The following is a 21,682-nucleotide window of genomic DNA, read 5'->3' on the forward strand; positions in this document are numbered from 1 at the left end:
GCAAAAACCGCTGGTCCAATAACACACATTCCTCCTCTCGGACGAGGGTCGATCCGTCGCTGTCAGTCACCACCAGGAGCAAGGAGCGAGCGCAGAAGTCGAGCGGAGCACCGCTGTGCCAAGGAGAGGCTCACCTCCTCCGGGGTCGCCGCGACGCGAGCACACCGATGTCCCGCTCTCCGTGTCCGGCCTGAGCGATTTTCATGAGCGGGCGCGCCGCGCGGCGCGGCGGCCCATCCCGGCGGGCGCGGAGAGAGCGCACGTCAACGCCAGGGACGCTGAGCGCGCTGGCTCGCCGTCAACGGCCAGCGAGGCTGTCCGTGACAGTTATTTTCGAGAGCGACATGCCCGTTGCGGTGAACGCGCCGGAAGCACCGTCGCACATGCCCGCGGGGATGTGGTCGCGCCCACGATATGCCACGTGGCTTGTCATGCTGAACGCCTCTGCGCAAGCGCCGCGTCCGAGCGCTTCGCGGCGTCCCGCCGAGGGCGATCGGGGGAGAAGAGCCCGCGACGGCCGGGCGAGTTTCGTGAAGGACGGGCGCGCGCTCCTGCTCGTGGTCACTCGTAGTGGACCGACTCCGCCGCGTTGCTCCGCCCCGCGCTCCGCGCGGGATAGAGCGACGCGAAGAGCGCCACCGCGGTCGCGCCGAGCGCCGTGAACAGGCCGTACTCCGGCGGGATATGGAACTCGACCTCGAAGGTCGACACCGTGCGCAGCGCGCCGAGCGCCGCGGAGCCCAGCGGGATCCCGAGCAGCACGGCCAGCGCGCCGCCCAGCGCGCCCACCAGCGCGCCCTCCATCAGGACCATCCGGCGGACCTGCCCCGCCGTCATGCCGAGCACGCGGTGCAGCGCGAGCTCCCGGCGCCGCGCGTGCAGCGCCAGGACCATCTGGTTCGCGACGCCGATCGCCGCGAGCAGGGTCGTGAAGCCGAGGATCATGTCGAAGATCACGAAGTCGCGCCCCGTCGCCTTCCGGCGGATGACCTCGATCTCGGCCCCCGTCTGCATCCGGACGTCGCGCGCGCGCGGCACGTCGGCGAGGAGCTCGGCCCAGGGCGGCGTCGCCGAGCCGCCCCGCGCCGCCGCGGCGCCGGTCCGGGGATCGGCGAGGGCGATGGTGTGGCCGATCGCGGTCGCGTACGGGGAGATGACCGGGAAGTCGGACGCGTCGATGACCGCGTACGTGCGCAGGTTGCGGTACGCGCCGGCCGCGTGGACGTAGCCGAGCTCGTCGGTGATGCCGACGACCTCGAGGCGGCGCGCGCCGGCGCGGCCGCCCACCTCGAGCAGGTCGCCGGGGCCGACGCCGAAGCGCCGGGCCATCATCGTGGAGACCAGCGCCTTGCCCGGGCCGAAGCGGCGGGCGAGCGCGATCGGCTCGGCGCGGCCCGTGGCCTCGGCGAGCGCGAGGAGCTCGTCGGCCGGGACGGCGTAGGCGACGTTGGGCCACGGGGTGCGGCTCGAGAAGCGCGCCGCGACGAGGCGCTCGGGCAATCGCGGCAGCAGGCGCTCGGCGTGGCCGAGCGGCTCGTCCGGGTAGAGGAACGCGTAGGGCGCGAGGGCGCGGCCGGCCCAGGCCGAGACCTCCTGCTTGAGCGCCGCCGTGGCGATGTGCAGCGCGAGCAGGAGGGCGAACACCATCATCACGCCGCCGACGCTCCAGGCGAGCTCGTGGCCGCTGTGCTCGACCCGGCGCCGCAGGAGGAGCCGCTCGGCGGCCCAGCGGCGCGGCGCGAGGCGGACGGCGAGCGCGCCGAGGCGCGCGACGAGGTCCGGGACGAAGACGATGGCGGCGAGGAACGCCGCGCACGCGAGGCCCGCCTCGAGGACGAAGAAGGCGAACAGCGGGACGGACTCCTGGAAGAACGGGCGCAGCAGGCCATAGACGAGCACCATGAACGGCAGCGCGAGCAGCGTGACGCCGCGCATGCGCCGCCGCTGCTCGGCCCCGCCCTCGACGAAGCGCGGGCGCAGGGCGCGCGCGATGTCGAGGCGGAGCGCGTCGCGCACCGGGCGCAGGACGCCGAGCAGCGCGGTGAGGGCGCCGGTGCCGCAGACGAGCAGCATCGCGCTCCAGGGCAGGACGATGGCGTTGAGCGGGATGCGCGCGCGGCCCGTCGTCGTGATGCCCGCCTTCGCGGCGAGGTACGCGAGCGGGATCGACCCGAGCAGGCCGAGCGCGGCGCCGCCGACGCCGAGCAGCAAGGCCTCGAGGACGAAGACCGCCGCGACCTGCGGCGGCAGCGCGCCGGCGCTGCGCAGCAGGGCGATCTCGCGGCGGCGGCGCTCGACGGCGACGTTGAAGGTGAAGAAGACGATGAGGGCGCCGACGAGGAACGCGGAGAGCGAGCCGAGGCGGATCGCGGACCGCATGATCTCGTAGTCCTCGTGGGTCTCCTCCTGGGCGTCCTCCGCGTCGATGGGCTGCCCGTCGGGGCGGAGGCCGCGCAGGGTGATGGTCTGATCGGTGAAGACGGGGAGGTCGGGGTTGGTGACGGCGCTCCTCGCCTCGACGGCGCGCGTCCCGACGTCGAGGATGAGGACGACGTTGACCGTGGCCGTGCCGAGGGCGACGCCGAGCACGGCGGCCATGGCGCCGAAGCGGTCGGCGCGCAGGTTGCGCAGGGCGAGGATGCGGACGAGCGGCTGGAAGAGGGCGCGGAGGAGGAGGAGCATTCAGATGCCGAGCTCTTTCAGCCGATCGTGGACGGCGGCTGAGGTGACGGCGGGGCCCGCGAGGGCGGCGTCGTGCAGGAGCAGGCCGTCGCGCATGAAGACGACGCGGTGGGCGCGGGCGGCGTCCTCGGCGTTGTGCGTGACGAGGAGCATGGCGCTGCCGGCGTCGCGGAGGGCGTCGGCGAGCAGCGCCATGATGCGGCGGCCGGTCGCGACGTTGACGTTGCCGGTCGGCTCGTCGGCGAGCACGAGCGCGGGGCGGCGGACGAGGGCGCGGGCGATGGAGATGAGCTGCATCTCGCCGCCGGACATCTGCGAGGGCAGGTGCTCGGCGCGGGCGCGCATGCCGACGCGATCGAGCATGCGCGACGCGGCGTCGTGGTCGGGGGCGGCGCCGTCGATGAGGTAGGGGAGGACGATGTTCTCGTAGCCGGTGAGGGTCGGGACGAGGTTGAAGAACTGGTAGACGATGCCGACGCGGCGGCGGCGCAGGAGCGTCCGCCCGTGCTCGTCGAGGGCGGCCATGTCCTCGCCGAGCACGCGGATCTCGCCGCGATCGGGCGACTCGAGGCCCGCGACGCACGAGAGCAGCGTGCTCTTGCCGACGCCGGAGGGGCCCATGATCGCGCACATCTCGCCGGCGTGGATGTCGAGGTCGACGCCGCGGAGCACCTCGATGGGCGTCGCGCCGAGCGCGTGGGATTTGTGGAGGTTGCGGACGCGGAGGACGGCCTCGTCGGAGGCAGGGGTCGAGGGGGTGCTCATGGGCGTGCGCGGTGCCGGGCTCATCCTGTGCTGAAACTTCGAATGAAGAAGAGCTTCATGCTGCTCGGCGGTGCGCGTTCCCCCGCGCACGGGGAGAACATTTCCTGAAGGACGGCCAGGATGCGCGTGAGGGTCGCTTCATGCCTACTACTGCCATTCGGTCTCGTCGAAGCGCGTCGGCGTGGGCGCGTTGAGCACCGGGTCGACATCCTCGGTGCGCAACCGCTGAGCGGCTTCGGCCCAGCCGCTTCGACGGGACTTTCGTGCGGCGATGATGATCGTATTGCCATGCACCTCGATCTCGACCTCCTCTGTCAAGCCTGCTTGCTCGATGAGGGGCTTCGGGAGCCGGACTCCCCTGGAGTTGCCGATGCGGACGAGGCGGGTTTTCATGGTCAGCCTACGTGATCACACGTACCTACCGAGGCAGGCGCCGTCAAGGCGACCGGGACGGCGCCGTCCGTGCGTGGCCGGAGGACTCGCCGATCCGTCCAGGGGGCGCCGCTCGTGTAGGGCGAGGCGCGAGCGCTGCCCCTCGCGACGCCGACCTGACGCATCCCCTCGAATTTTCGGGAAAATTCACAGGGAGGCGGGGAGACGGGGAGTTAAATCCCACCAATCTCCCCGTCTCCCCGCCTCCCTGTTCAGTTTTTTCGTTAAAAACCCGAACAAGATGCCGGGATTCGTCAGGACGCGGTCAACCTCTCGCGGCGCGCCTCATTCACCGACACTTGGGTCAGCGCGCGGACAAGGGCTGGATCTTCACGTCGGCCACGCACAGCTCCACGTCAGCCGATGGTCCGTAAAGCTTGAGCTCGACGGCGGCAGGCGCCGCGTTGAAGCCGAGGCCGAAGTTGCCCGCGAGCTCGATCCAGCGCCCGTCGGCGGCCACGATGGTGGCGAGCGAGAGGTCTCGCGGCGCTTGCCCTTCCTCGGTGATCGTCAGGGCGGCATTGACGGTCTGGCCGCTGGCGCCGCCCACACGTATCCAGCTGGAGAACGTGAACGGGCCCCCTGCGGAGAGCGGCTCCACCAGGGCTTCCTGGCGGAGCCCGTGGCTCGTCTCGGTCCGTCCGCTCACGCAGGCTGCAGCACCTTCGCGCTCGCGCGCGGCGCCCACGCTGAGCTCCCCGCCCGTCGCCGCCCAGCTTGCGTCGCCGCTCGCGAAATCTCCGTTCTCGAGGACATTGTCTCCCACGACGGAGCGCAGACCGCGCAGCCCGTCCAGCGTGCCCTCGTAGGCCGGCTTGGCCACATACTCTCGGTCGTACAAGAGCGCGTCGTCGGGGTCGCCGTCGTCGTTGATCCAGGAGTGCTTGTCGGTGAAGCCCCAGAACGTCACCGCCTCGCAGGCGGGCTCGGCCACGCAGGCGCCCACGATCTGCTGAAAGGCCACGCGCTGCGCCTGCCAGCGGCTGTCGCGCGTGCCGGGCAACAGGAGGGTGCGCGCGTCGAGCTCGCTGATGTTGACCTTCAAGCCCAGGTCCGCGAAGCGGCGGATGTTCGCGCGGAGGTTGCTCTCCGCCGGATAACGATGAATCGAGATGTGCGACTGGAAGCCGATGCCGTCGATGGGCACGCCCCTCGCCAGGAGATCCCGTATCATCTCGTAGGTGAAGTCCGATTTGGGCCCGATGCGCTCGATGCCCACCTCGTTGTAGAAGAGCAGGACGTCGGGATCGGCGGCGCGCGCCCAGCGGAACGCGTCCTCGATGTAGGTGGGCCCGAGCTTCCGCCAGAAGATGCTCTCGGTGTATTTGGAGCCGCTGTTGATATCCACGGCTTCATTGACGACATCCCAGGCGCGGATGCGGCCCCGGTAGCGGGCCAGGGTCGTCTCGATGTGGCTCTTCAAGGCGGCCCTCAGCTCGTCCGCGCTCATGTCCTCGTTGAGCCAGGACGGGGTCTGCTGGTGCCAGACGAAGGTGTGGCCCTTGATGGCCTGCTCGTGCTCCTCGGCGAACGCGACGATCTCGTCGGCGTCCGCCCAGGCGTAGCTGTCGGCGGTCGGCGCGAGCGGACCCCACTTCATGGCGTTCTCTGCGGTGACGTAGTCGAATTCGCGGGCGAGGATCTCCCGATACACCGGCTCGTCCCGCAGCGCGCTCGCGTCTACCGCGGCGCCCAGGAGCTTGCCGGCCGCTGCGGCTGCTTTGCGCAGCTCCCCGAGCTCGTCCCCGCCGGTTCCACCGGTGCCGCCCTCACCGCCGGCTCCGCCAGTGCCGCCCTGGCCTCCGGCTCCACCGGCGCCGCCTTGGCCGCCGGCTCCGCCAGCGCCGGCATCGCCGCCGGTCCGCCAGCGCCGGCGTCGCCCCCGGTTCCGCTCGCGCCCCCCTGGCCGCCGGCTCCACCCGCACCGCCCTGGCCGCCGGTTCCACCAGCGCCGGCGTCGCCGCCGGTTCCGCCAGCGCCGCCCTGCCCGGATGCAGCCGGAGCGGGGTCGTTTTCCCCGCACGCAACCCCCGCCATCAGGAGGCATGCCACCAAGCTCACAACGCGCGGCGCAGCGCCGAATCTCGCGGGACGCTTACGCTCTTCGTTCTGGAAGACTGGCCGGCTGTCGGGGAGCACGATGTCGCGGCGCGGATGGGTCATTGGCGCGTCCTGGGCTTTCGCCCTGCCCGGGCCGGGCGAGGGGCGCGCAGGATACCAGAATCGGTTGTGCCCATAGCGATGGCCGGGCGTTTACGGCGCAGCAGCCTGCTACTCCGCCCAGAGCACGGACAGGTCGAGCTCGATGGCCTCGAACGGCACGACGCGAACGCGCGCGGCGTCGCGGTAGACGGCCGCGGGTCCCCAGCGTCGCGGCGCCGGCCGGGGGAGCACGTGCAGGGTGCCGCCGACGAGCTCCGCCTCCTTGTTCGGCGGGACGGCGCCGAGGTCGGCGTACGTGGCGCGGCGCTGCTCCTCGGCGGGCCGGCCCATGGGCGAAGCCTGCCCGGGGGCGGGCGGCGAGGCAAGGCGGTGAGAGCAGACGAGGTCGGCGCGCCGGTCGGGGCGGTGACCGGGGCAGGGCTACGACCGCGATCACCAGGGCGAGCCCGAGTGCGTGCGGGTTTCGCTTACCGGGAGATCTGGGAAGGCGTCCAAGCGCTCGGGTGGCGTGATCCGGAGCCTGGTGACGCGCACTGGCAGGAGCCCCGTCGAGCCTCTTAAGGATCATCTCGACAAGGATGTGAGGGTGTCGATGCGGACGATCAAACAGATCATCGCGGCGCGCGCATCAGAGATCGTCGAAGCGTGGGCCAGCGAAGCGAACAGGGCAGCGGCGGCGCGGGGGCTGGCGAGCCCCGAGCTGACGAACATGATGCCCAAGTACGTGCGGACGCTCGAGCGCGGATGGGACGGGGAGGAAGTGCGCCGCGAGCGAGACGAGCTCATCGAGAGCCATCTGTCCTCACGCTTGCGTGCTGGCTTCAGCCTCGAGGAGGCGCTGGAAGAGTTCGCCATCCTCGGGCGCGCGATCGTGCGCACCTGGGCCATCGCAGCCGCCGATGAGCAGCCGAGCTTGGAGGAGATCGAGCGCCTCTTCGCCGAGATCCACGCCCGTTCCGTGTTCATAGCGCGAGCGTTCCGGCAACACCTCCTGGAGGACGAGCAAACCGAGAAGCGCTACCTGCGGCTGCTCCATGACCCGTTCTTGCAGCCTTTCGGCGGAGAGGCGCCCCTGTCGTCGGGGCGTTTGAGGAAGGTCCTCGAGGTCGTCATGGAGTCGATGGAGGCCGATACGGCTGCGCTGCTGTTGCACGACATCAGGACCGGGAAGCTGGAGATGGTCGCTTCGGTGGGCCTGGCCGATGAGCCGTTCGTCGAGTACGTGCGAACCGTCGACGCATCGTCCTTCGCAGGCGCCGTCGCCTTGCAGGACTATGCGATGTCGATGCGCGACGTGGAGACCACGTTGCTCGACGTGCCGGATAGACTCCGGCACAGCGGCATCCATTCGCTGCTCGGCATCCGCCTCCCGCCGCAGCGTTCTCTCATGGGTGTCGTGTACATCGGCCTCCGTGAAAAGCGGACGTTCACCGCCCGTGAGACGCGGCGCATCGCGGCGGTCGGTGAGCGGCTCGCGCTCCACCTCGATAGCGCCAGACTCTACACGGAGCTGCTCGATCAGCTCGGTGCCCTGCGCGTCGCGCGCGAGCTACGAAACCAGTTCGTCTCGGTCCTGGCGCACGATCTCCGCGGCCCGCTGTCGGCCGCGAGGATGGCTGCGACGCTGCTCGCCGCGCAGCCGGACGCGAGCGGGCCGGGCGTCGCGAAGCGGGTCGAGGTCGTCGTCCGCAACCTGGATCGGGCGGACCGCATGGTGACCGATCTGCTCGACGCCGATCGGATTCACGCCGGCCGGCGTCTCTCGGTCACGCTCGAGGAGTGCAACCTGAGCGAGCTCGGCCGCGAGCTCGTCGACGAAATCGCGGCCGATCACCCTGGCCGCATCGTGCTGCATGCAGACGGGGGCGTCCGAGGGATCTGGGGTGCCTCGGAGCTGCGACGCGCGCTCTGGAACCTGATCTCGAACGCGCTGAAGTACGGCGCGAAGGACGCGCCGATCACCGTCGCCATCACGAAGCCGCGGGACGGGGTCGAGGTGAGCGTGCACAACGAGGGCGCGCCGATCCCGCCGGAGGCGCAAGAGACGCTGTTCGATCCGTTCACGCGCGCCGCAGGCGAGCACGGCGCACACGGATGGGGCCTCGGTCTGATGCTGGTACGCGCCTGCGCCGAAGCCCACGGCGGGAGCGTCCATGTGGACAGCGCTCCCGGTCGCGGCACGACGTTCACGATGCGGCTGCCAGCGGACGCGCGGCCGGCCCAGGGCTGTACGTGAGGCGCTCCGCTCGTCTCCGCCGGCCGCCTTGAACAGGCAACCAGCTACGCCGGCTCTCGGAGGTGAAGCCGGGGCGTGTCTTCGCCGAGCGAGCACAAGCGGATTTCCTGGCCAGGATGTCTCGATGCCGAGCCCGAGCGCCACTTCGACGTGGGCTCAGCGGGCCAGGAACCATGACCGCGGGATCAGCCAGGCGGCCGGCGGACGCCCAGGTCGACGAGGCGTGGCATCACTTCATCCTTGAAGTACGAGAACTCGCTGGTGTAGTCGATGAATCCGAGGGTGAGGCCCCGGACGCCCGTGTCACGGATGCGCCGGATCTCCTCGGCCACATGGCCCGGATCGCCGACGATCGAGTAGTGCCCGTGCGCCGCGGCGAATCGCTGCCGGAACATGGCGTAAAACTCCGGGGAGAAGGACTGACAGCCCATCCCGAGCAGCTGCATGAGGTTGTCGGTCGCGGGCCAGTCGGCCATCTCGCGGGAGAAATAGTCGTGGTACTCCTCGGCCTGCTTCCGGGTGGGACGACAGACGATGCAGGCCGTCGTGTACACGTCGATGGAGCGACCCGCGCGGCGCGCTGCCTCCTTGACCGTCGCGACCTCCTCCCGGCACGCCTCGGGAGAGACGAGGATGTTGAACAGCAGATCGCAGCGCTCGATCGCGAAGGCCCGGCCGGCGCTGGACGTCCCCGCGTTCATCAGGGTGATCTTGCCACGCGGCTTCGGCTCCCCGATGAGCCCGGGAAGGTCGAAGAATTTGCCCCGATGATGGCCGGGCCCGTTTGCCGTCCACAGCGCGCGCATCACGTCGAGCCAGTCCTTCGTGTACTCGTAGCGCTCATCATGCTCGCGCAGGGGAATGCCGAACATCTCGAACTCTTCCTTGTCCCAGCCGGTGACGATGTTCAGGCCGACGCGCCCGGGGCCGATGTGGTCCATCGTGGCCAGGTGCTTCGCCATGACGATGGGGTGCACGAAGGGCGTGTGCACGGTCGTGAAGACCTTGATCCGCTTCGTGATCGCGAGGATGCCCGCCGCCCAGACGATGGGGTCCAGCGTGGCGCCCTGAGGGTCGGATTCGCCGCCGTAGCCCTTCCAGCGCGCGAACGGGATGTGGAAATCCAGGCCCGCCGCCTCGGCTGCGAGCGCCAGGTCGCGGTTGTTCTCCCAGGTGGGATACCAGCGCTCGGGGACCTTCGACATCGAGTGGCCCGTGCCGTTCGGGCCGAACATCCCTAGCTCCAGATGCCCGCCCTCCGCTGCTGCTCCTGCGATCGGTTTCATGGCTGATCCTCCGGCCGGCATCGTCTCACGCCCTGCGCTGCGCGCGAAAGAGGGCACATGCGGCCGAGCGCGGCGCAGCTCGCGCGAGCGCGTTGCCTGCCTGATCCACGCTGGACGACCGGTATATCGACGTGCTGTGTGGGCTCGGGCGCGCGCTCCTGGCGGGACGGAATGCGGCGTTGAATCCGTTCAGTGGTCAAACTCAGGTCTTTGCGAGAGGCCAGATCATGGATGCGCTGCGGGCGCTGGACGCCTTGCCCGCCGAACAGAGGGCGGCTGTTGCGCTCGTGTGAGCTCCAGCAGACGCTCGGCAAGAGCTGAAGGCTCTTTGCACCGGGCGGATCGTCGCGACCCGAGGAGAGAGATAGAAAGGAGTCCCACGATCGAGAGCGCGACTTCGCGGTGCCGAACCTGCGCGCACCGCAGCGCCGCCTGACGCGCGCACCGACGGGCGCGGCGTGGTATCCTGGGACGGATCCAGCGCGCCTGGTGATCGCAGGAGGGGACCCATGGGGGACAGCGGGAACACAGGGCTCGGCGCCCCCGAGCTCGCGTCGAACGAGGTGTTGAGCGCGGTCGCGGCGGGCGCGGCGACGCTCGCGCAGGGGGCGCACGGCGACGGCGTGCGCGCCTTGCAAGAGGCGCTCGGCGCGATCGGCGAGGCGATGAAGGCCGACGGCTCGTTCGGGCCGAAGACGCACGCCGCCATCGTCGCGCTGCAAGCCGCGGAGGGCCTGCCGCAGACGGGCATCGTCGACGCCGCGACGATCGCCGCTCTCGACAGGCGCCTGGCGGCCCGGCGCACGGTGGCGCTCGACGAGGCCATGGCCAGGGCCGCGGGGCTCAGCCCGGAGGAGGTGGCGGCGCTCGGCCGCAAGGCGACCGCGGTCCAGGCGTCCGCCGCGGCCTCGCGCCACGATCAGGGCTATTTCACGGACGCGAAGGGGCTCCCGCGGGTCGTGCCCGGGGCCGAGCCGGACCCGGACTCGCCGCCGCCCGCCGTGGACTCCGTCGGCGACAGGCCCGCGACCGCCGCCTCCGGCGCGCTCGCCGCCGATCGGAGCGCGCGCCTCGACGAGGTCCGGCGCGCGCTACGGGGCGACGCGCGCGGTCTGGCCGCGCTCGACAGGCTGCTCGCCGCGGGCCGGCTGCACGCGGAGGCGCTGCTGCCGAACCTCGCGACCATGGCGGGCGTCCGGCGCGATGGCAGGCTCGTGCTCGAGGGCGGCATCGATCCGCACCTCGTGCTCGCGCAGGCGATCCGGCACGTGGACAACCCGCTGCGCGTCAAGCAGGGGGCGCGCCACGGCACCTGCGGCGCGGGGACGATGGAGTACGTCCTGCTGCGCGCCGACCCGGCCGAGTTCACGAGGATTGTCGACGGGATCACGCGGGAGGCGGGCGAGGTGACGCTCCGCTCCGGCCGCGTGCTCAGGATGCCGCGCAACGCGATCTCGCGCGACGCCTCGGGCCGCATCGACATCGACCGGCTGTTCCAGTCCGCGCTCATGAACCACGCGACCCTGATGAGCTGGATCTTCGATTACGACAACCCCGAGGACAACGACTCGTTCTGGGCTGCTCTGGGGGGCGACTCGCGCGTCCCGCTCGGCAATTTCACGAGCCTGTTCCAGGACATCATGGGCGGCAGTTATACGAGCGTGTCGGCGCTGCTGCGCAGCGGCGCGTCGGTCGCCGACGATGTCGCCGGGGCCCTGGGGCGCGGGGAGAAGGTGCCTGTTCTTATGAAATGGGAGGGTGGCTACCACTGGGTCGCGGGCGAGAAGATCGAGAGGGGGGCGGACGGCTCGCCTGCGTCGGTGATTCTGCGCAATCCTGCGGGGTGGGACAGCTGCCAGGGCATCCCGCCCCGCGCGCCGCTGCCGGAGGGCTGCGGACGGTTTCGCATGAAGTACGCCGATCTTGCCGCGCATATCCACGGCGCGACCATCAGGGGATGAGCCTCGCGGGGACGCGGGGAGGGCAGCCCCGTCTGGTCATTTCTTCAGCGGCTGTGCCGGCGACGCTGGCTCCACGATTGACCTCCGGGACGCCGGTACCCCGGCCGGTCCGGGGGGCGTCGCTACGGAGCGCCCTTCACTTTGGTGGGTTGATCTTGGGGAACGACAGGACCTCGGCCGTCGTCAACACGCCCAGGCCTGCGTTGTCGCGGGTCCTGCCGCCGACGACGTAAAGCATGTATTTGTCTTCCTGATTGTTGCCCTTCATTTTCCTCAAGCTCGTCGCGGGGGAGTGCCTCGGGCTATTGAGCTGCGGGAGCACATAATCGTCGGAGGAGATGAACCTGGGATCTCGATGCCGGACATCAATGATATCGATCCGGCGGAGCGGCTGGTCAGGCGGACATGCGCCGCCCGTGCAATTCGCGTCGCCTCCGATCAGCAAGAGATACTTGTCGTCCACGTTCCGTGCGCCGAACCGGGTTCGGCCCACGCCAAAATTGTCATACAATGTCCACTTGTCTCGCGTGATGTCATACACTTCCATGGATCGGAGCGACTTGCCGGTGGATGAATCGCCGCCGGATATCGCATAGATGGACGTTTCCCCTCCCCGCGCGACAGCGGCACAGCCCAGATGGCTCCGCTTCACGTTCATGCTCGCCACCTGCTCCCATTTGTTATGCGTGATCGAATAGTAACGGACGATCGAGAGGGGGCCTTGGGAGGTCGAGTTTCGTCCGCCCATGATATAGATTCTCTTTTCGGCCTTGCCGCCGCACTCGTTGCCTTCGCATATCTCCACTCCGACCGCGCAGCAATCCCCCGCCTTGAGATCGGGGTCGAGTGATGAACTGGACAGGAGGTTGAATTTGTACGTGTCTGCGTTGAATGAATACACCGAATCGGTGTCGGAGTCATCGCATGCAAGATAGTGTTCGTCATCGAACTGGATGAATCCATTCGTGCTTGTGAACCACGGCATCGCCACGGCGTCGTCCGTCCCTCGGTTTTCCCACTCCTGCTGGGATGGCGGCTTCGTCAGATCCAGGGTGTACACATTGTGGTTCATCGGCGTCGGCGGCGACGGAGGGCCGTTGCCCAGGCCGCCGAAAAGGACCAATTCGTTCTTTTTCTCGTTGATGAACGATGTGAGATGCCGATACCCTTGGCCGTTCGGCAATACATAGGGTTGGATCCGGAATTGGCCGTCGATTACGGCGCGCGTGTCGGCATGGCCAGGAGCTGCTGTTGCCGTGACAAGCGCCAGAAAGGTCGCCGGAACCAGATTTTTGAAGAGCATAGTTAACCCCCCCCCATCCGTATGGCAGGGACGAGTGGCCGAGCCTCCAGCGTCCTGCCTTTGGAAGCGATCGCAATGCGCATACCAGGAAACACGGGCGCAGGCGAGATGTGGTCAGTGGTTGGGAGATCCGCTCTCGTCGCGCCGCGTGTATCTGGACATTCGGAGGATGTGCGCGCGCGTGACACTGATTGCAACATGCTCCCGGAAAGTGAGCAGACTCGCGCCCCGGTGCGCGGGGCTGGCGCCGCCCCTGTCAACCAGGGAACGCCCCGGCCGGCCTGCGCAACCAAGCACCGAAATGGCGGCGGCACGGCGCCCCAGACGGTCATTCAATGCACCTTGTTGCGCCGAGCACGGAGGGCAGGACCAGGGGCCCGCCCTCCATTCTCCGCGCTCTCTCTCCACAGAGCTCCAGCGGAAGCCTGTCTCTCCCGACATTGGGACAGAGAGAGCTGTCGATGGCGGGCGCTGACCCCGCGATCCGTGGTCGGCCGGACGATTCCGTGACGCTTCCGGCGGTGCCCTCGGCGCGTGCCGCAGGAGGCAGCGCAAGCCGACTCCTCCCCGACCCGATGCAGCCCGGACCACGCCCCCGACGAGCAACCCGCGCCTGGCCAGGGCGTACGCGGGCGACCAGCCACTTGCCGCGACGCTCTCCGGCGACACCATGGCGGAGCCGCCGACGCCACGGGGAATCGCTCTGTGTTTCCTTCCCCCCTCATCGTACCCTGGGCGCCGCGGCCATGGATCTCTACCCCTCGCTCCTTCAGATCGTCAGGATCCTCCTCTCGGAGGACGATGACGCGAAGGCTCCCGAGCTCGTGCTCCGCCGCGTCCTCGAGGCCACGGGCGCCGACCGCGGCTTCATCGTCGTCCGTGAGGACGGCTCCTACGAGCAGAAGTTCGCCGTCCACTTCGACAAGGCGAGGATCTCCGACAAGGAGCGCAAGTTCAGCCGCGGCCTCGTGCGGCAGGCCATCGAGACGCGGCAGATCGTCCACCTCTCCAGGGACGCCGACGAGCCGCGCTCGTCGCTCCTCAAGAGCCTCGAGGAGTCGGGCGCGTCCGCCGCGCTCGTGGCGCCCCTCGCCCACGGCGCCGATGTCTATGGCGCCGTCTACGTGGAGTACAAGTCCCGGGCCGCCAGCGACGAGGCGCTCCGCTTCGTTGCCGAGTTCGCCGAGCTCGCAGGGCTCTTCCTCAAGCGGGCCCTCGAGCGCGAGGCGCTGCGCCGCCGGAGCCAGCGCCTCGAGCGCGATCTCTTCGCCCGCTACGATTTCGAGGGCATCGTCACGCAGGACGCCAGGATGCTCGCGCTCCTCAAGACGGTCGCGCAGGTGGCCGACTCGGACGCGACCGTGCTCGTCCGCGGGGAGACGGGCACCGGCAAGGAGCTCATCGCCCGCGCGCTCCACGTGAACAGCCCGCGGCGCAGCAAGGCCTGCGTCACGCTGCACACCTCGGCGCTGCCGGGCAGCATCCTCGAGTCGGAGCTCTTCGGCCACGTCAAAGGCGCGTTCACCGGGGCCGACCGGGACCGCGTCGGGCGGGTCGCGTCGGCGCAGGGAGGCACGCTCTTCCTCGACGAGGTCGCGGAGATCGCGCCCGAGGTGCAGGCGAAGCTCCTGCGCTTCCTGCAGTTCGGAGAGATCCAGCGCGTGGGCTCCGACCGGACCGACAAGGTCGATGTCCGCGTGATCGCGGCGACCCACCAGGATCTGCCGGCGCTCGTCGAGGCAGGGAAGTTCCGGCGAGATCTGTACTTCCGGCTCAAGGTGATCGAGATCGAGATTCCGCCGCTGCGCGAGCGCGCGAGCGATGTCCCGCTCCTCGTCGAGCATTTCCTCCGCACCTGCTGGAAGCGCCCCGGCGAGCGGCCCCGCTTCACGGAGCGCGCCGCGCGGGCGCTCCGCGAGCATGCTTATCCGGGCAACGTGCGCGAGCTCGCCCACGTGGTGGAGCGCGCGTGCATCCTGGCGACGGGGCCGGAGCTCGACGTGGATCTGCTCCCGTCCGATGTGGCTCGGCCAGCAGGCCCCGGGCCCCTGGCGCCGCGCTTCTCGCGGCTCTCCGCCGACGAGCTCGAGGCGGCGCGCGAGGCGGGCGTCGCCGAGCTGGAGCGTGCGTTCCTCGTGGCGCTGATGGATCGGCACGGGGGGAACGTCTCGCAGGCGGCGCGGGAGTCCGGGTTCAACCGGACCTACCTGCAGAAGCTCCTGGCGAAGCACCGGGTCGCCGGCGCAGGCGGCCGGCGCCCTGCCTTCGATGGGTGACGGACGCCGCCGGCCTTTGAACCGCCAAGCCGGATGCGCCGGTCTTGACCGGCGCGTCCGGCCTGGTGGTTCGCTCCCCCGGCCGGCTTCCCGCAATAGAGCTACCAGACGCTCGGGAACCTGCCGGAGCCCGAATGGCTCACCCACAAATTCTTCTGAGGAGGCACTTACCCAGGCATCGAAGGGGCCGCCTTCACTCCACAGCCTGCGAGAGCCTTCTCGCGTTTCAGCGCCTGCGGCGGCGCGCGAAGAGGGCGCCCAGGGCCACGAGGGCCGCGAAGCCGCTCCCGCTATTCTCCGCGGATCCGCGTGCGGCGCGGCAGCCGTCGCCCGGCTCTTCGCCGTCGCCGGAGCCGCCGGTGCCGCTCACGCCACCCATACCGCCCTGACCGCCGGAGCCGGCCATTCCACCGGCGCTGCCTGCGCTTCCGCCCTCGCCTGCGCTTCCGCCCTCGCCTGCGCTTCCGCCCGCGCCTGCGCTTCCGCCCTCGCCTGCGTTTCCGCCCTCGCCTGCGCTTCCGCCGGAGCCGCCGGAGCCGCCCATTCCGCCGGACCCGCCCGCGCCTGCGCTTCCGCCAGAGCCGCCGGAGCCGCCCATTCCGCCGGACCCGCCCGCGCCTGCGCTTCCGCCGCTGCCCTCCGGGGTGACGCCGCCCTCGTAAATCTCCGTGCTTGCATGCGCCTCGGGGTCGCCGTCCCCGGACGAGCAACCTCCCAGTAGCCCCCCGAAGACCAGGACGCGATTGCCATTGAGCAGCACGGACGACGGAGAGCTGCGTAGCCTGCTCAGGTTCGGCACCATCGACCAGCCATTCGTCACGGGGTCGTACACCGCGGCGCTCCGGAGGTCGCACTGGCTGCCGCCCGTCCATTCCGTGCCGCCCGCGATGAGCACCATTCCGTTTCCGAGCAGCGTGGCCGTATGACGTCGGCGCGCGACGTCCAGGGGCCCGGTCATCGTCCAGTCATTCGTCGCGGGCTCGTAGACCTGCGCGTGCGGGACGTGCGGCGCGCCCATGACCAGCACCCGACCATCACCGAGCAGCGTCGCCGTGAAATCGGCGGGCGGCATGAGCAACGCCTGCGTCGGCGTCCAGGTGTTCGTGGCCGGGTCATACCGATCGGCGCCGTTGCCGCTCACCACGAGCACGCCGCCGTCGAGCAGCCTCGTCGCCTGGTGCCCGGAATGCGCGAAGGTCAGCGTCCCCGCCGGGGAGAACGTCCCCGTGGCCGGGTCGTAGAGCTCCGCCGTCGCCGGATTGCCAGCGCCGCCGCTCACCAGCACCTTCCCGTTTTGCAAGAGGACCGCCGAGTGCCCCGAGCGCGAGACGCCGAGCGAGCCCGTCGCGTCCCAGGATTTCGTCGTCGGATCGTAGAGCTCGGCGACCGCCGTCCCGCCGCCCACGACGAGGATACGATCGTCGGGGAGCCGCAAGAGAGCGACGCTCGGATCGTGGTGCGCGACCATGGCGCCGGTGAGCGTCCACGTATCGCTCGCCGGATCGTATGCCTCGGCCGTCGACGGAGAATCACCGCCCACGACGAGGATCTCGCCGGTCGAGACCCGGATCGACGCGGGCTTGCGGCGCGCCTGCGAGAGCGACGCGACGCTGCTCCAGGCGTTCGTCGCCGGATCGTAGAGGTCCGCGGACAGGGTATCGTTCCAGTCGTTGTCGTGCCCGCCGGCCACGAGCACGCGGCCATCGGCGAGCTCGGCCCACGTGCCGTCTTGCCGCGGCACGGGCATGTTCCCGGCCGGCGTCCACGGGGACTGGCAGCCGACCGGCAACGCCCCGACGCAAGCGCCCGCCTGGCAGACGCCGTTCGCCGTGCAGCCGTCGGCGCTGCCGCAAATGGCTCCGCTCAGCGGCGTGCAGGTGCCGTTCGCCGACGCGCCAGCGCTCACCGCGCACGCGTCACACGAGCCCGCGTCACACGCGGTATCGCAGCAGACACCGTCGACGCAGAAGCCGCTCGCGCATTCGCCCGCGAAGAGGCAGGAGTCGCCCGGGGCCGCGAGGGTGAGCCTCTCGACGGTCGCGCTCCCGCCGCCGGCCACGAGCACCCGCCCGCCTGCGAGCGCCGTGGCGGTGTGGTGGCTCCGGTCCATGTTCAGGTACCTGCCGAGCGACCACCTCCCGCTCGCCGGATCGTAGACCTCCGTGAGCGCGCCGCCGCCGGCGATCAGCACCCGGCCATCGGCGAGCGGCGTGGCCGTGTGGTTGTGGTGGGTGACGTTCATCGGCGTCGCGGTCGTCCAGGTATCGCTCGCCGGATCGTAGAGCGCCGCGCTGCGGTTCGTGGAGGAGAACCCCTCACCACCGTAATCGGTGTAGCCGCCGGCGACGAGCACCTCGCCATTCGCGAGGAGCGTCGCGGTGTGCCCTTCCCGATTCTGGATCGAGCCCGCGGCGGTCCACGTGCCCGTAATCGGATCGTAGATCTCCGCGCTGCCGATGGGGTCGCCGGATGCGTCCACCCCGGCCACCACGAGGACCTTGCCGTTCGGCAGCAGCGTGGCCGTATGGGAGGAGCGCACCTGCGCCAACGGGCCCGCGTCGGTCCACGTATTCGTGAGGGGATCGTAGATCTCGCTCGAGCCCATCACCCACTCTTCGAACTCGCCGGCGGCCACGAGGATCCGGCCATCGGGCAGGAGCGTCGCGGTGTGGCGCTCGCGCGGCGTGACGAGCGGCGCGGCGAGCGTCCATGCATCCGCGGCGGGGTCGTAGATCTCTACCACCTCGGTCACGCCGCCGGCCACGACGACCCTGCCGTCCGGAAGGAGCGTCGCGGTGTGGCCGGTGTGCCGCGTGCTCATCGGCGCGACGAGCACCCATGTATTCGTGGCGGGGTCGTACACCTCGGCCGTCTCGCTCGCTCCGCCGGCCACGAGGACCTTCCCGTCGAGCAAACGTGTCGCCGTGTGCCTGCTCCGGGCGACGTTCATCGGCGGCGCCATGTCCCAGCGTGGCGCCGTGAGCGCGGCGACAGCCGCCCCGATGCCTTGCTCCTTCACGCGGCTTCGCGGGGTATCGGCCTCATCGCATCCGAGCGCCGCAGCGAGCGGCGCGACGAGGATGACGGGGGCGAAGCGGCGCAAGAACAAGGCTGAACGCATGCTCGACGATAGCAATCTCGATGTTCTGGCTGTCAAGAAAAATGGGCTCCTCCGTAGAATCTGAGGGAGAGGGGTGAAGTCATTCCCGCAGTCCGTTGACCACGCGATGGATACCCTGCCTCACTCTCACCTCGCCAAAGTCGATGACGATCGCGAGCTCGAGATTCGAGAGCCGCGGGTAGGTGAGGGCGCAGGATAGGGGAGTTCCCCTGCCGCCCGCTCGGGAGCTCCTCCCCGAGCGCGGCCCCCCTTTCACCGAGCGCCGCCGTGCTCCGCGAGCCACTCCTTCGCCGCCGTGAGCGCGCGCTTCGCGTACTCCCCCTCTTCGGCCGCATAGGCGTCGCGCGCCTGGGACGCGAGCTCGACCGCCCGCTTCCGGTCCCGCGCCGATCCCCAGAGCGCCCGGGCCGCGTGGAAGCGCGTATCCGCGAGCTCGATCGGCGAGACGCCCTCGCCCTTCGCCGCATAGATGGCGAGCGCCCGCTCGGCGAACGGGCGCGCCTTTCCCGGCTCGCCCTTCTCGTTGTAGGCGCTGGCAATCCCGGTGAGCATCGCCGCGACCGCATGCGAGCTCGGGCCCAAGGCCTTCTCCTGGATCGCCGCGGCGCGCTCGAGGCGCACCAGGCCCTCGGCGTACCTCTTCTGCGCGACGAGCGCGCTCCCCAGGTTGCCGAGCGAGGCGGCCACGTTCGCGTGATCCGGGCCGAGCGCCTTCTCGCGGATCGCGAGCGACCGTTCGTAATAGGGCGTCGCCTCGGCGAACTTCTGCTGCATCTCAAGGACGGCCCCGATGTTGTTGAGGGATGACGCGACGTCGGGGTGATCGGGGCCGAGCGCCTTCTCCCGGATGGCGCGCACCCGCTCGTGAGCACGCCTGGCAGCGTCGGTCTCGCCGAGCATGACGAGCGCATTGCCGAGGTTGTTGACGGAGGCCCCGAGAAACGGGTGATCGGGGCCGAGCGCCCGCTCCTGGATGGCGATGGCGCGCTCGATCCGGGGCAAGGCATCTCGGTATTTGCCCTGGGTGTTGAAGAGGCGACCCAGGCTGTTGAGCGTGAGCGCGACGCTCGGATGAGAGGCGCCGAGCGTCTCCTCTCGGACGGCGAGCGCTCGCGTGTAGGCGCGCTCGGCGTCATCGAAGCGCTCGAGGTGGAGGAGGACGGTGCCCAGGCGGCTCCACGTCGCCCCGACCTCGGGATGGCTCGGGCCAAGGGCCTTCTCGAGGCCGGCCAGGGCGCGCTCGACGTGCTGCGCTGCCTCGCCGTACTTCCCCTGCTCGTCGAGCACGCTGCCCAGCGTGCCGAGCAGCCGCGCGCTCGCCAGCGTGTCGCCCCCCGTCCGCTCGACCGCGCCCTCGGCGGCCAGCTGCAGCGCGAGCGCGTCGGCGTGCCGGCCTCCCAGGTAGCCGACCACGTAGATGAGCTGCGGCCATGCCTCCGCCGCGAGGGCGTCGTCCCTGGCCCGCGCCGCCGCGCGCAGCGCCTCGCGGAGCGCCGCCTCCGCGGCCGGGGCGTCGTGCGCGTCCCGCGCCGCGCGCCCTAGCATCAACAGCGCCTCCGCCTCGATCGGGGCGTGGTCCGCCGCGCGGGCCTCGTCGGCGAGCGGCCGCGCGAGCGCGAGCGCGTCGCCGAACTTGCCGGCCTCATCGAGGGCCCTGACCTCGGCAAGGCGACCCCGCAGCGCGTCGATGCGGGCCCGCGCCGCGGCGTCGGCGGGCGGCGGGATCGCCGCGGTCAGCGCGCCCGCGTCCGCGCAGCGCTCGAGGCCCGGGAGCGCGAGCGACGCCTCGATCGATCGATCGAGCACCTCGGCGTCCGCCCCGTGCGCGAAGAGCGCCGTGAGCGCCCCCATCTCCTGGCGGCGGCGCTCCAGGCACAGCGTCCGGAGATCGAGCAGCCCGGCCGACTGATCGCCCCTCACATGCGTGGCCTCGCACGAGTCGGCGTACATCGCGACCCACGCGCGCGCTCGATCGCCCAGCGCCTTCTCCACGCGCCGGTACGTGTCCTCCGCGTGCGGCCGCCCGGTGCCGGCGAACGCTGCCCGCACCTTGGCCATCGTCGCCTCGTCCCAGACGCCCGCGAGCCTCGCCTCGCCGCCCTTGCAGAGCCTGTCCGCAGGCTGCCGCGCGAACGCGAACGCGAGCAGGCCCGCGAGCGCGAGCCCCGACGCCGCGACGAGCCCGCGCCTCCACGCCGCCGCCGGATCCTTCGATAGATCGGCGAGCAGCGCGTCCATGTCGGGGTATCGAGCGTCCCTGTCGACGGAGAGCCCGCGCTCGAGACAGCGGCGGATCCGCGCCGGCATCTCGGCCCCTCGCGGCGGCTCTCGCACCCGCCCGAGCGCCACGTTCTCGCGCAGCTCGTCGTAGGTCGTGCCGGCGAACGGACGCTCGCCCGCGAGCGCCTCCCACAGCGACACGCAGAACGCATACTGATCGGCCCGCGCATCCGCGGCCTCTCGCCGGTGCTGCTCCGGCGCCATGTAGACGGGCGTCCCCAGAAACGAGCCCGAACGCGTGAGCGCGGCCTCGATCCCCGCCTCCGCGCCGCCGCCGCCGGCCTCGCCCTCCGCGAGCCCCGCGAGCCCGAAATCGGTGACGCGCACGCGGCCGTCGGCGCCGACAAGGACGTTGTCGGGCTTGAAATCGCGGTGCACGAGCCCCGCGTGGTGCACCTGCGACAGCCCTTTGCCCGCCTGGAGGAAGGCCGCCACGACCTCCGAGGCGGGCCGCCGCTTCTCCGCGCAGAACGCGCGCAGCGTCCGGCCGTCGACGTGCTCCATCACCACGCGCACCTGCCCGGCCGAGGCGTCGACCTCGTGCACCGTGACGACGTTGGGGTGCTTGATCCTCGCCATGGCCTGCGCCTCGCGGACGAGCCGCGCGAGCGCCGTCGCCGCGCCCGATCGCCCCAGCACCTCGGGCCGCAGCACCTTGATCGCCACGTCGCGGCCGAGCACGTGATCGCGCGCTCGCACCACCACGCCCATGCCGCCCTCGCCGAGGCGATCGAGCACCTCGAACCGGCCGAGCTTCGTGCCCGGGCGCAGATCGAGCGACGCCTCGGCCCCGGGCGGCGCCGGAGGCACGGGCGCTCCCCCGTCCGGGACGACAACCGTGCTTGCGAGCGGATCGATCGTGACGCTCGAGGACACGTGCTCGTCGCGGGAGGTCGACTGCCTCGACGGGGGCTCGTCGGCGGTTGTGGAGCGCGACCGCGGCTCCTCCGAGAGCAGCGCCTCGCAGCGGGTGCAACGCGGGTTGAAGGGTGAGTTCTCCGCGCTGCACCCCGGGCAGATGATCACGCTCTCGCCCAGGCTCACAGGACCCTGTGTAGCATGCCGCGTCGCGGCCTGCGTTCCCTGCGTCGCCCTCTCTCGGGTGGTGGGGTACTTTGACTGACGGTGGGTCCTTTGAACCGCCAAGGCGCCGAGGGCGCCAAGGATAATCCCAATC

At 70.6% G+C, this 21,682-nt stretch carries 12 protein-coding genes; 3 read left to right on the forward strand and 9 right to left on the reverse strand.

The genetic code is table 11. The annotated features are described in order from the left end of the window. Positions 1 to 561: 561 nt before the first annotated feature. The 5 genes from WME73_RS47640 to WME73_RS47660 all read right to left on the reverse strand — a co-directional run bounded on the left by WME73_RS47640 (position 562) and on the right by WME73_RS47660 (position 6,372). Entirely contained in the window at positions 562 to 2,682 is a 2,121-nt protein-coding gene (locus tag WME73_RS47640) for an FtsX-like permease family protein (protein WP_437913924.1), read from the reverse strand. Beyond that, positions 2,683 to 3,447, reverse strand: coding sequence for an ABC transporter ATP-binding protein (locus WME73_RS47645; protein WP_012241252.1), 765 nt, complete (start codon positions 3,445 to 3,447; stop codon positions 2,683 to 2,685). Positions 3,448 to 3,594: 147 nt separating this feature from the next. Beyond that, entirely contained in the window at positions 3,595 to 3,840 is a 246-nt protein-coding gene (locus WME73_RS47650; RefSeq protein ID WP_437913925.1) for an AbrB/MazE/SpoVT family DNA-binding domain-containing protein, read from the reverse strand. A 343-nt stretch (positions 3,841 to 4,183) separates the two neighbouring features. Beyond that, entirely contained in the window at positions 4,184 to 5,926 is a 1,743-nt protein-coding gene (locus WME73_RS47655) for an endo-1,4-beta-xylanase (RefSeq protein ID WP_437913926.1), read from the reverse strand. Positions 5,927 to 6,150: 224 nt separating this feature from the next. After that, positions 6,151 to 6,372 carry a hypothetical protein gene (locus WME73_RS47660; RefSeq protein ID WP_437742925.1) on the reverse strand — a complete coding sequence of 74 codons (222 nt, stop codon included), beginning with the start codon at positions 6,370 to 6,372 and terminating at the stop codon, positions 6,151 to 6,153. A gap of 262 nt (positions 6,373 to 6,634) precedes the next feature. Here WME73_RS47660 and WME73_RS47665 point away from each other — a divergent pair, with 262 nt between their 5' ends. Beyond that, a complete protein-coding gene (locus WME73_RS47665) occupies positions 6,635 to 8,278 on the forward strand; it encodes an ATP-binding protein (RefSeq protein ID WP_437913927.1) in 1,644 nt (547 codons plus the stop codon). A gap of 185 nt (positions 8,279 to 8,463) precedes the next feature. On the opposite strand, the gene WME73_RS47670 is transcribed toward WME73_RS47665, so the two are convergent. Continuing rightward, entirely contained in the window at positions 8,464 to 9,564 is a 1,101-nt protein-coding gene (locus tag WME73_RS47670) for an LLM class flavin-dependent oxidoreductase (protein ID WP_437742927.1), read from the reverse strand. 509 nt (positions 9,565 to 10,073) lie between these two features. Between WME73_RS47670 and WME73_RS47675 the strand changes: the two genes are divergently transcribed. After that, positions 10,074 to 11,525 (forward strand): peptidoglycan-binding domain-containing protein, encoded by a 1,452-nt coding sequence (locus WME73_RS47675; RefSeq protein ID WP_437913928.1) that lies wholly within the window; start codon positions 10,074 to 10,076, stop codon positions 11,523 to 11,525. A gap of 136 nt (positions 11,526 to 11,661) precedes the next feature. On the opposite strand, the gene WME73_RS47680 is transcribed toward WME73_RS47675, so the two are convergent. After that, positions 11,662 to 12,828, reverse strand: a complete 1,167-nt coding sequence (locus WME73_RS47680) for a hypothetical protein (RefSeq protein WP_437913929.1) — start codon at positions 12,826 to 12,828, stop codon at positions 11,662 to 11,664. Positions 12,829 to 13,574: 746 nt separating this feature from the next. Here WME73_RS47680 and WME73_RS47685 point away from each other — a divergent pair. Beyond that, positions 13,575 to 15,104: a sigma-54-dependent Fis family transcriptional regulator gene (locus tag WME73_RS47685; protein ID WP_437913930.1), complete on the forward strand. Its 1,530-nt coding sequence runs from the start codon at positions 13,575 to 13,577 to the stop codon at positions 15,102 to 15,104. Between the two features lie 226 nt (positions 15,105 to 15,330). Here the strand turns inward: WME73_RS47685 and WME73_RS47690 are convergent, their stop codons facing one another. Next, on the reverse strand, positions 15,331 to 18,225 hold the full coding sequence (locus WME73_RS47690) for a Kelch repeat-containing protein (RefSeq protein ID WP_437913931.1): 2,895 nt from the start codon (positions 18,223 to 18,225) through the stop codon (positions 15,331 to 15,333). A 252-nt stretch (positions 18,226 to 18,477) separates the two neighbouring features. Further along, complete coding sequence (locus WME73_RS47695) at positions 18,478 to 21,549, reverse strand: tetratricopeptide repeat protein (protein ID WP_437913932.1); 3,072 nt, start codon at positions 21,547 to 21,549, stop codon at positions 18,478 to 18,480. Positions 21,550 to 21,682: the final 133 nt, after the last annotated feature.

The sequence above is a fragment of the Sorangium sp. So ce302 genome (assembly GCF_051530145.1).
Taxonomy (GTDB): domain Bacteria; phylum Myxococcota_A; class Polyangia; order Polyangiales; family Polyangiaceae; genus Sorangium; species Sorangium cellulosum_B.

Excerpts from the sequence above, each read along its gene's own strand:
- WME73_RS47660 (WP_437742925.1), bottom strand. The coding sequence starts at position 6,372 with ATGGGCCGGCCCGCCGAGGAGCAGCGCCGCGCCACGTACGCCGACCTC.
- WME73_RS47640 (WP_437913924.1), bottom strand. The coding sequence starts at position 2,682 with ATGCTCCTCCTCCTCCGCGCCCTCTTCCAGCCGCTCGTCCGCATCCTC.
- WME73_RS47650 (WP_437913925.1), bottom strand. The coding sequence starts at position 3,840 with ATGAAAACCCGCCTCGTCCGCATCGGCAACTCCAGGGGAGTCCGGCTC.
- WME73_RS47665 (WP_437913927.1), top strand. The coding sequence starts at position 6,635 with ATGCGGACGATCAAACAGATCATCGCGGCGCGCGCATCAGAGATCGTC.
- WME73_RS47685 (WP_437913930.1), top strand. The coding sequence starts at position 13,575 with ATGGATCTCTACCCCTCGCTCCTTCAGATCGTCAGGATCCTCCTCTCG.
- WME73_RS47645 (WP_012241252.1), bottom strand. The coding sequence starts at position 3,447 with ATGAGCACCCCCTCGACCCCTGCCTCCGACGAGGCCGTCCTCCGCGTC.
- WME73_RS47690 (WP_437913931.1), bottom strand. The coding sequence starts at position 18,225 with ATGCGTTCAGCCTTGTTCTTGCGCCGCTTCGCCCCCGTCATCCTCGTC.
- WME73_RS47655 (WP_437913926.1), bottom strand. The coding sequence starts at position 5,926 with ATGCCTCCTGATGGCGGGGGTTGCGTGCGGGGAAAACGACCCCGCTCC.
- WME73_RS47675 (WP_437913928.1), top strand. The coding sequence starts at position 10,074 with ATGGGGGACAGCGGGAACACAGGGCTCGGCGCCCCCGAGCTCGCGTCG.
- WME73_RS47670 (WP_437742927.1), bottom strand. The coding sequence starts at position 9,564 with ATGAAACCGATCGCAGGAGCAGCAGCGGAGGGCGGGCATCTGGAGCTA.
- WME73_RS47680 (WP_437913929.1), bottom strand. The coding sequence starts at position 12,828 with ATGCTCTTCAAAAATCTGGTTCCGGCGACCTTTCTGGCGCTTGTCACG.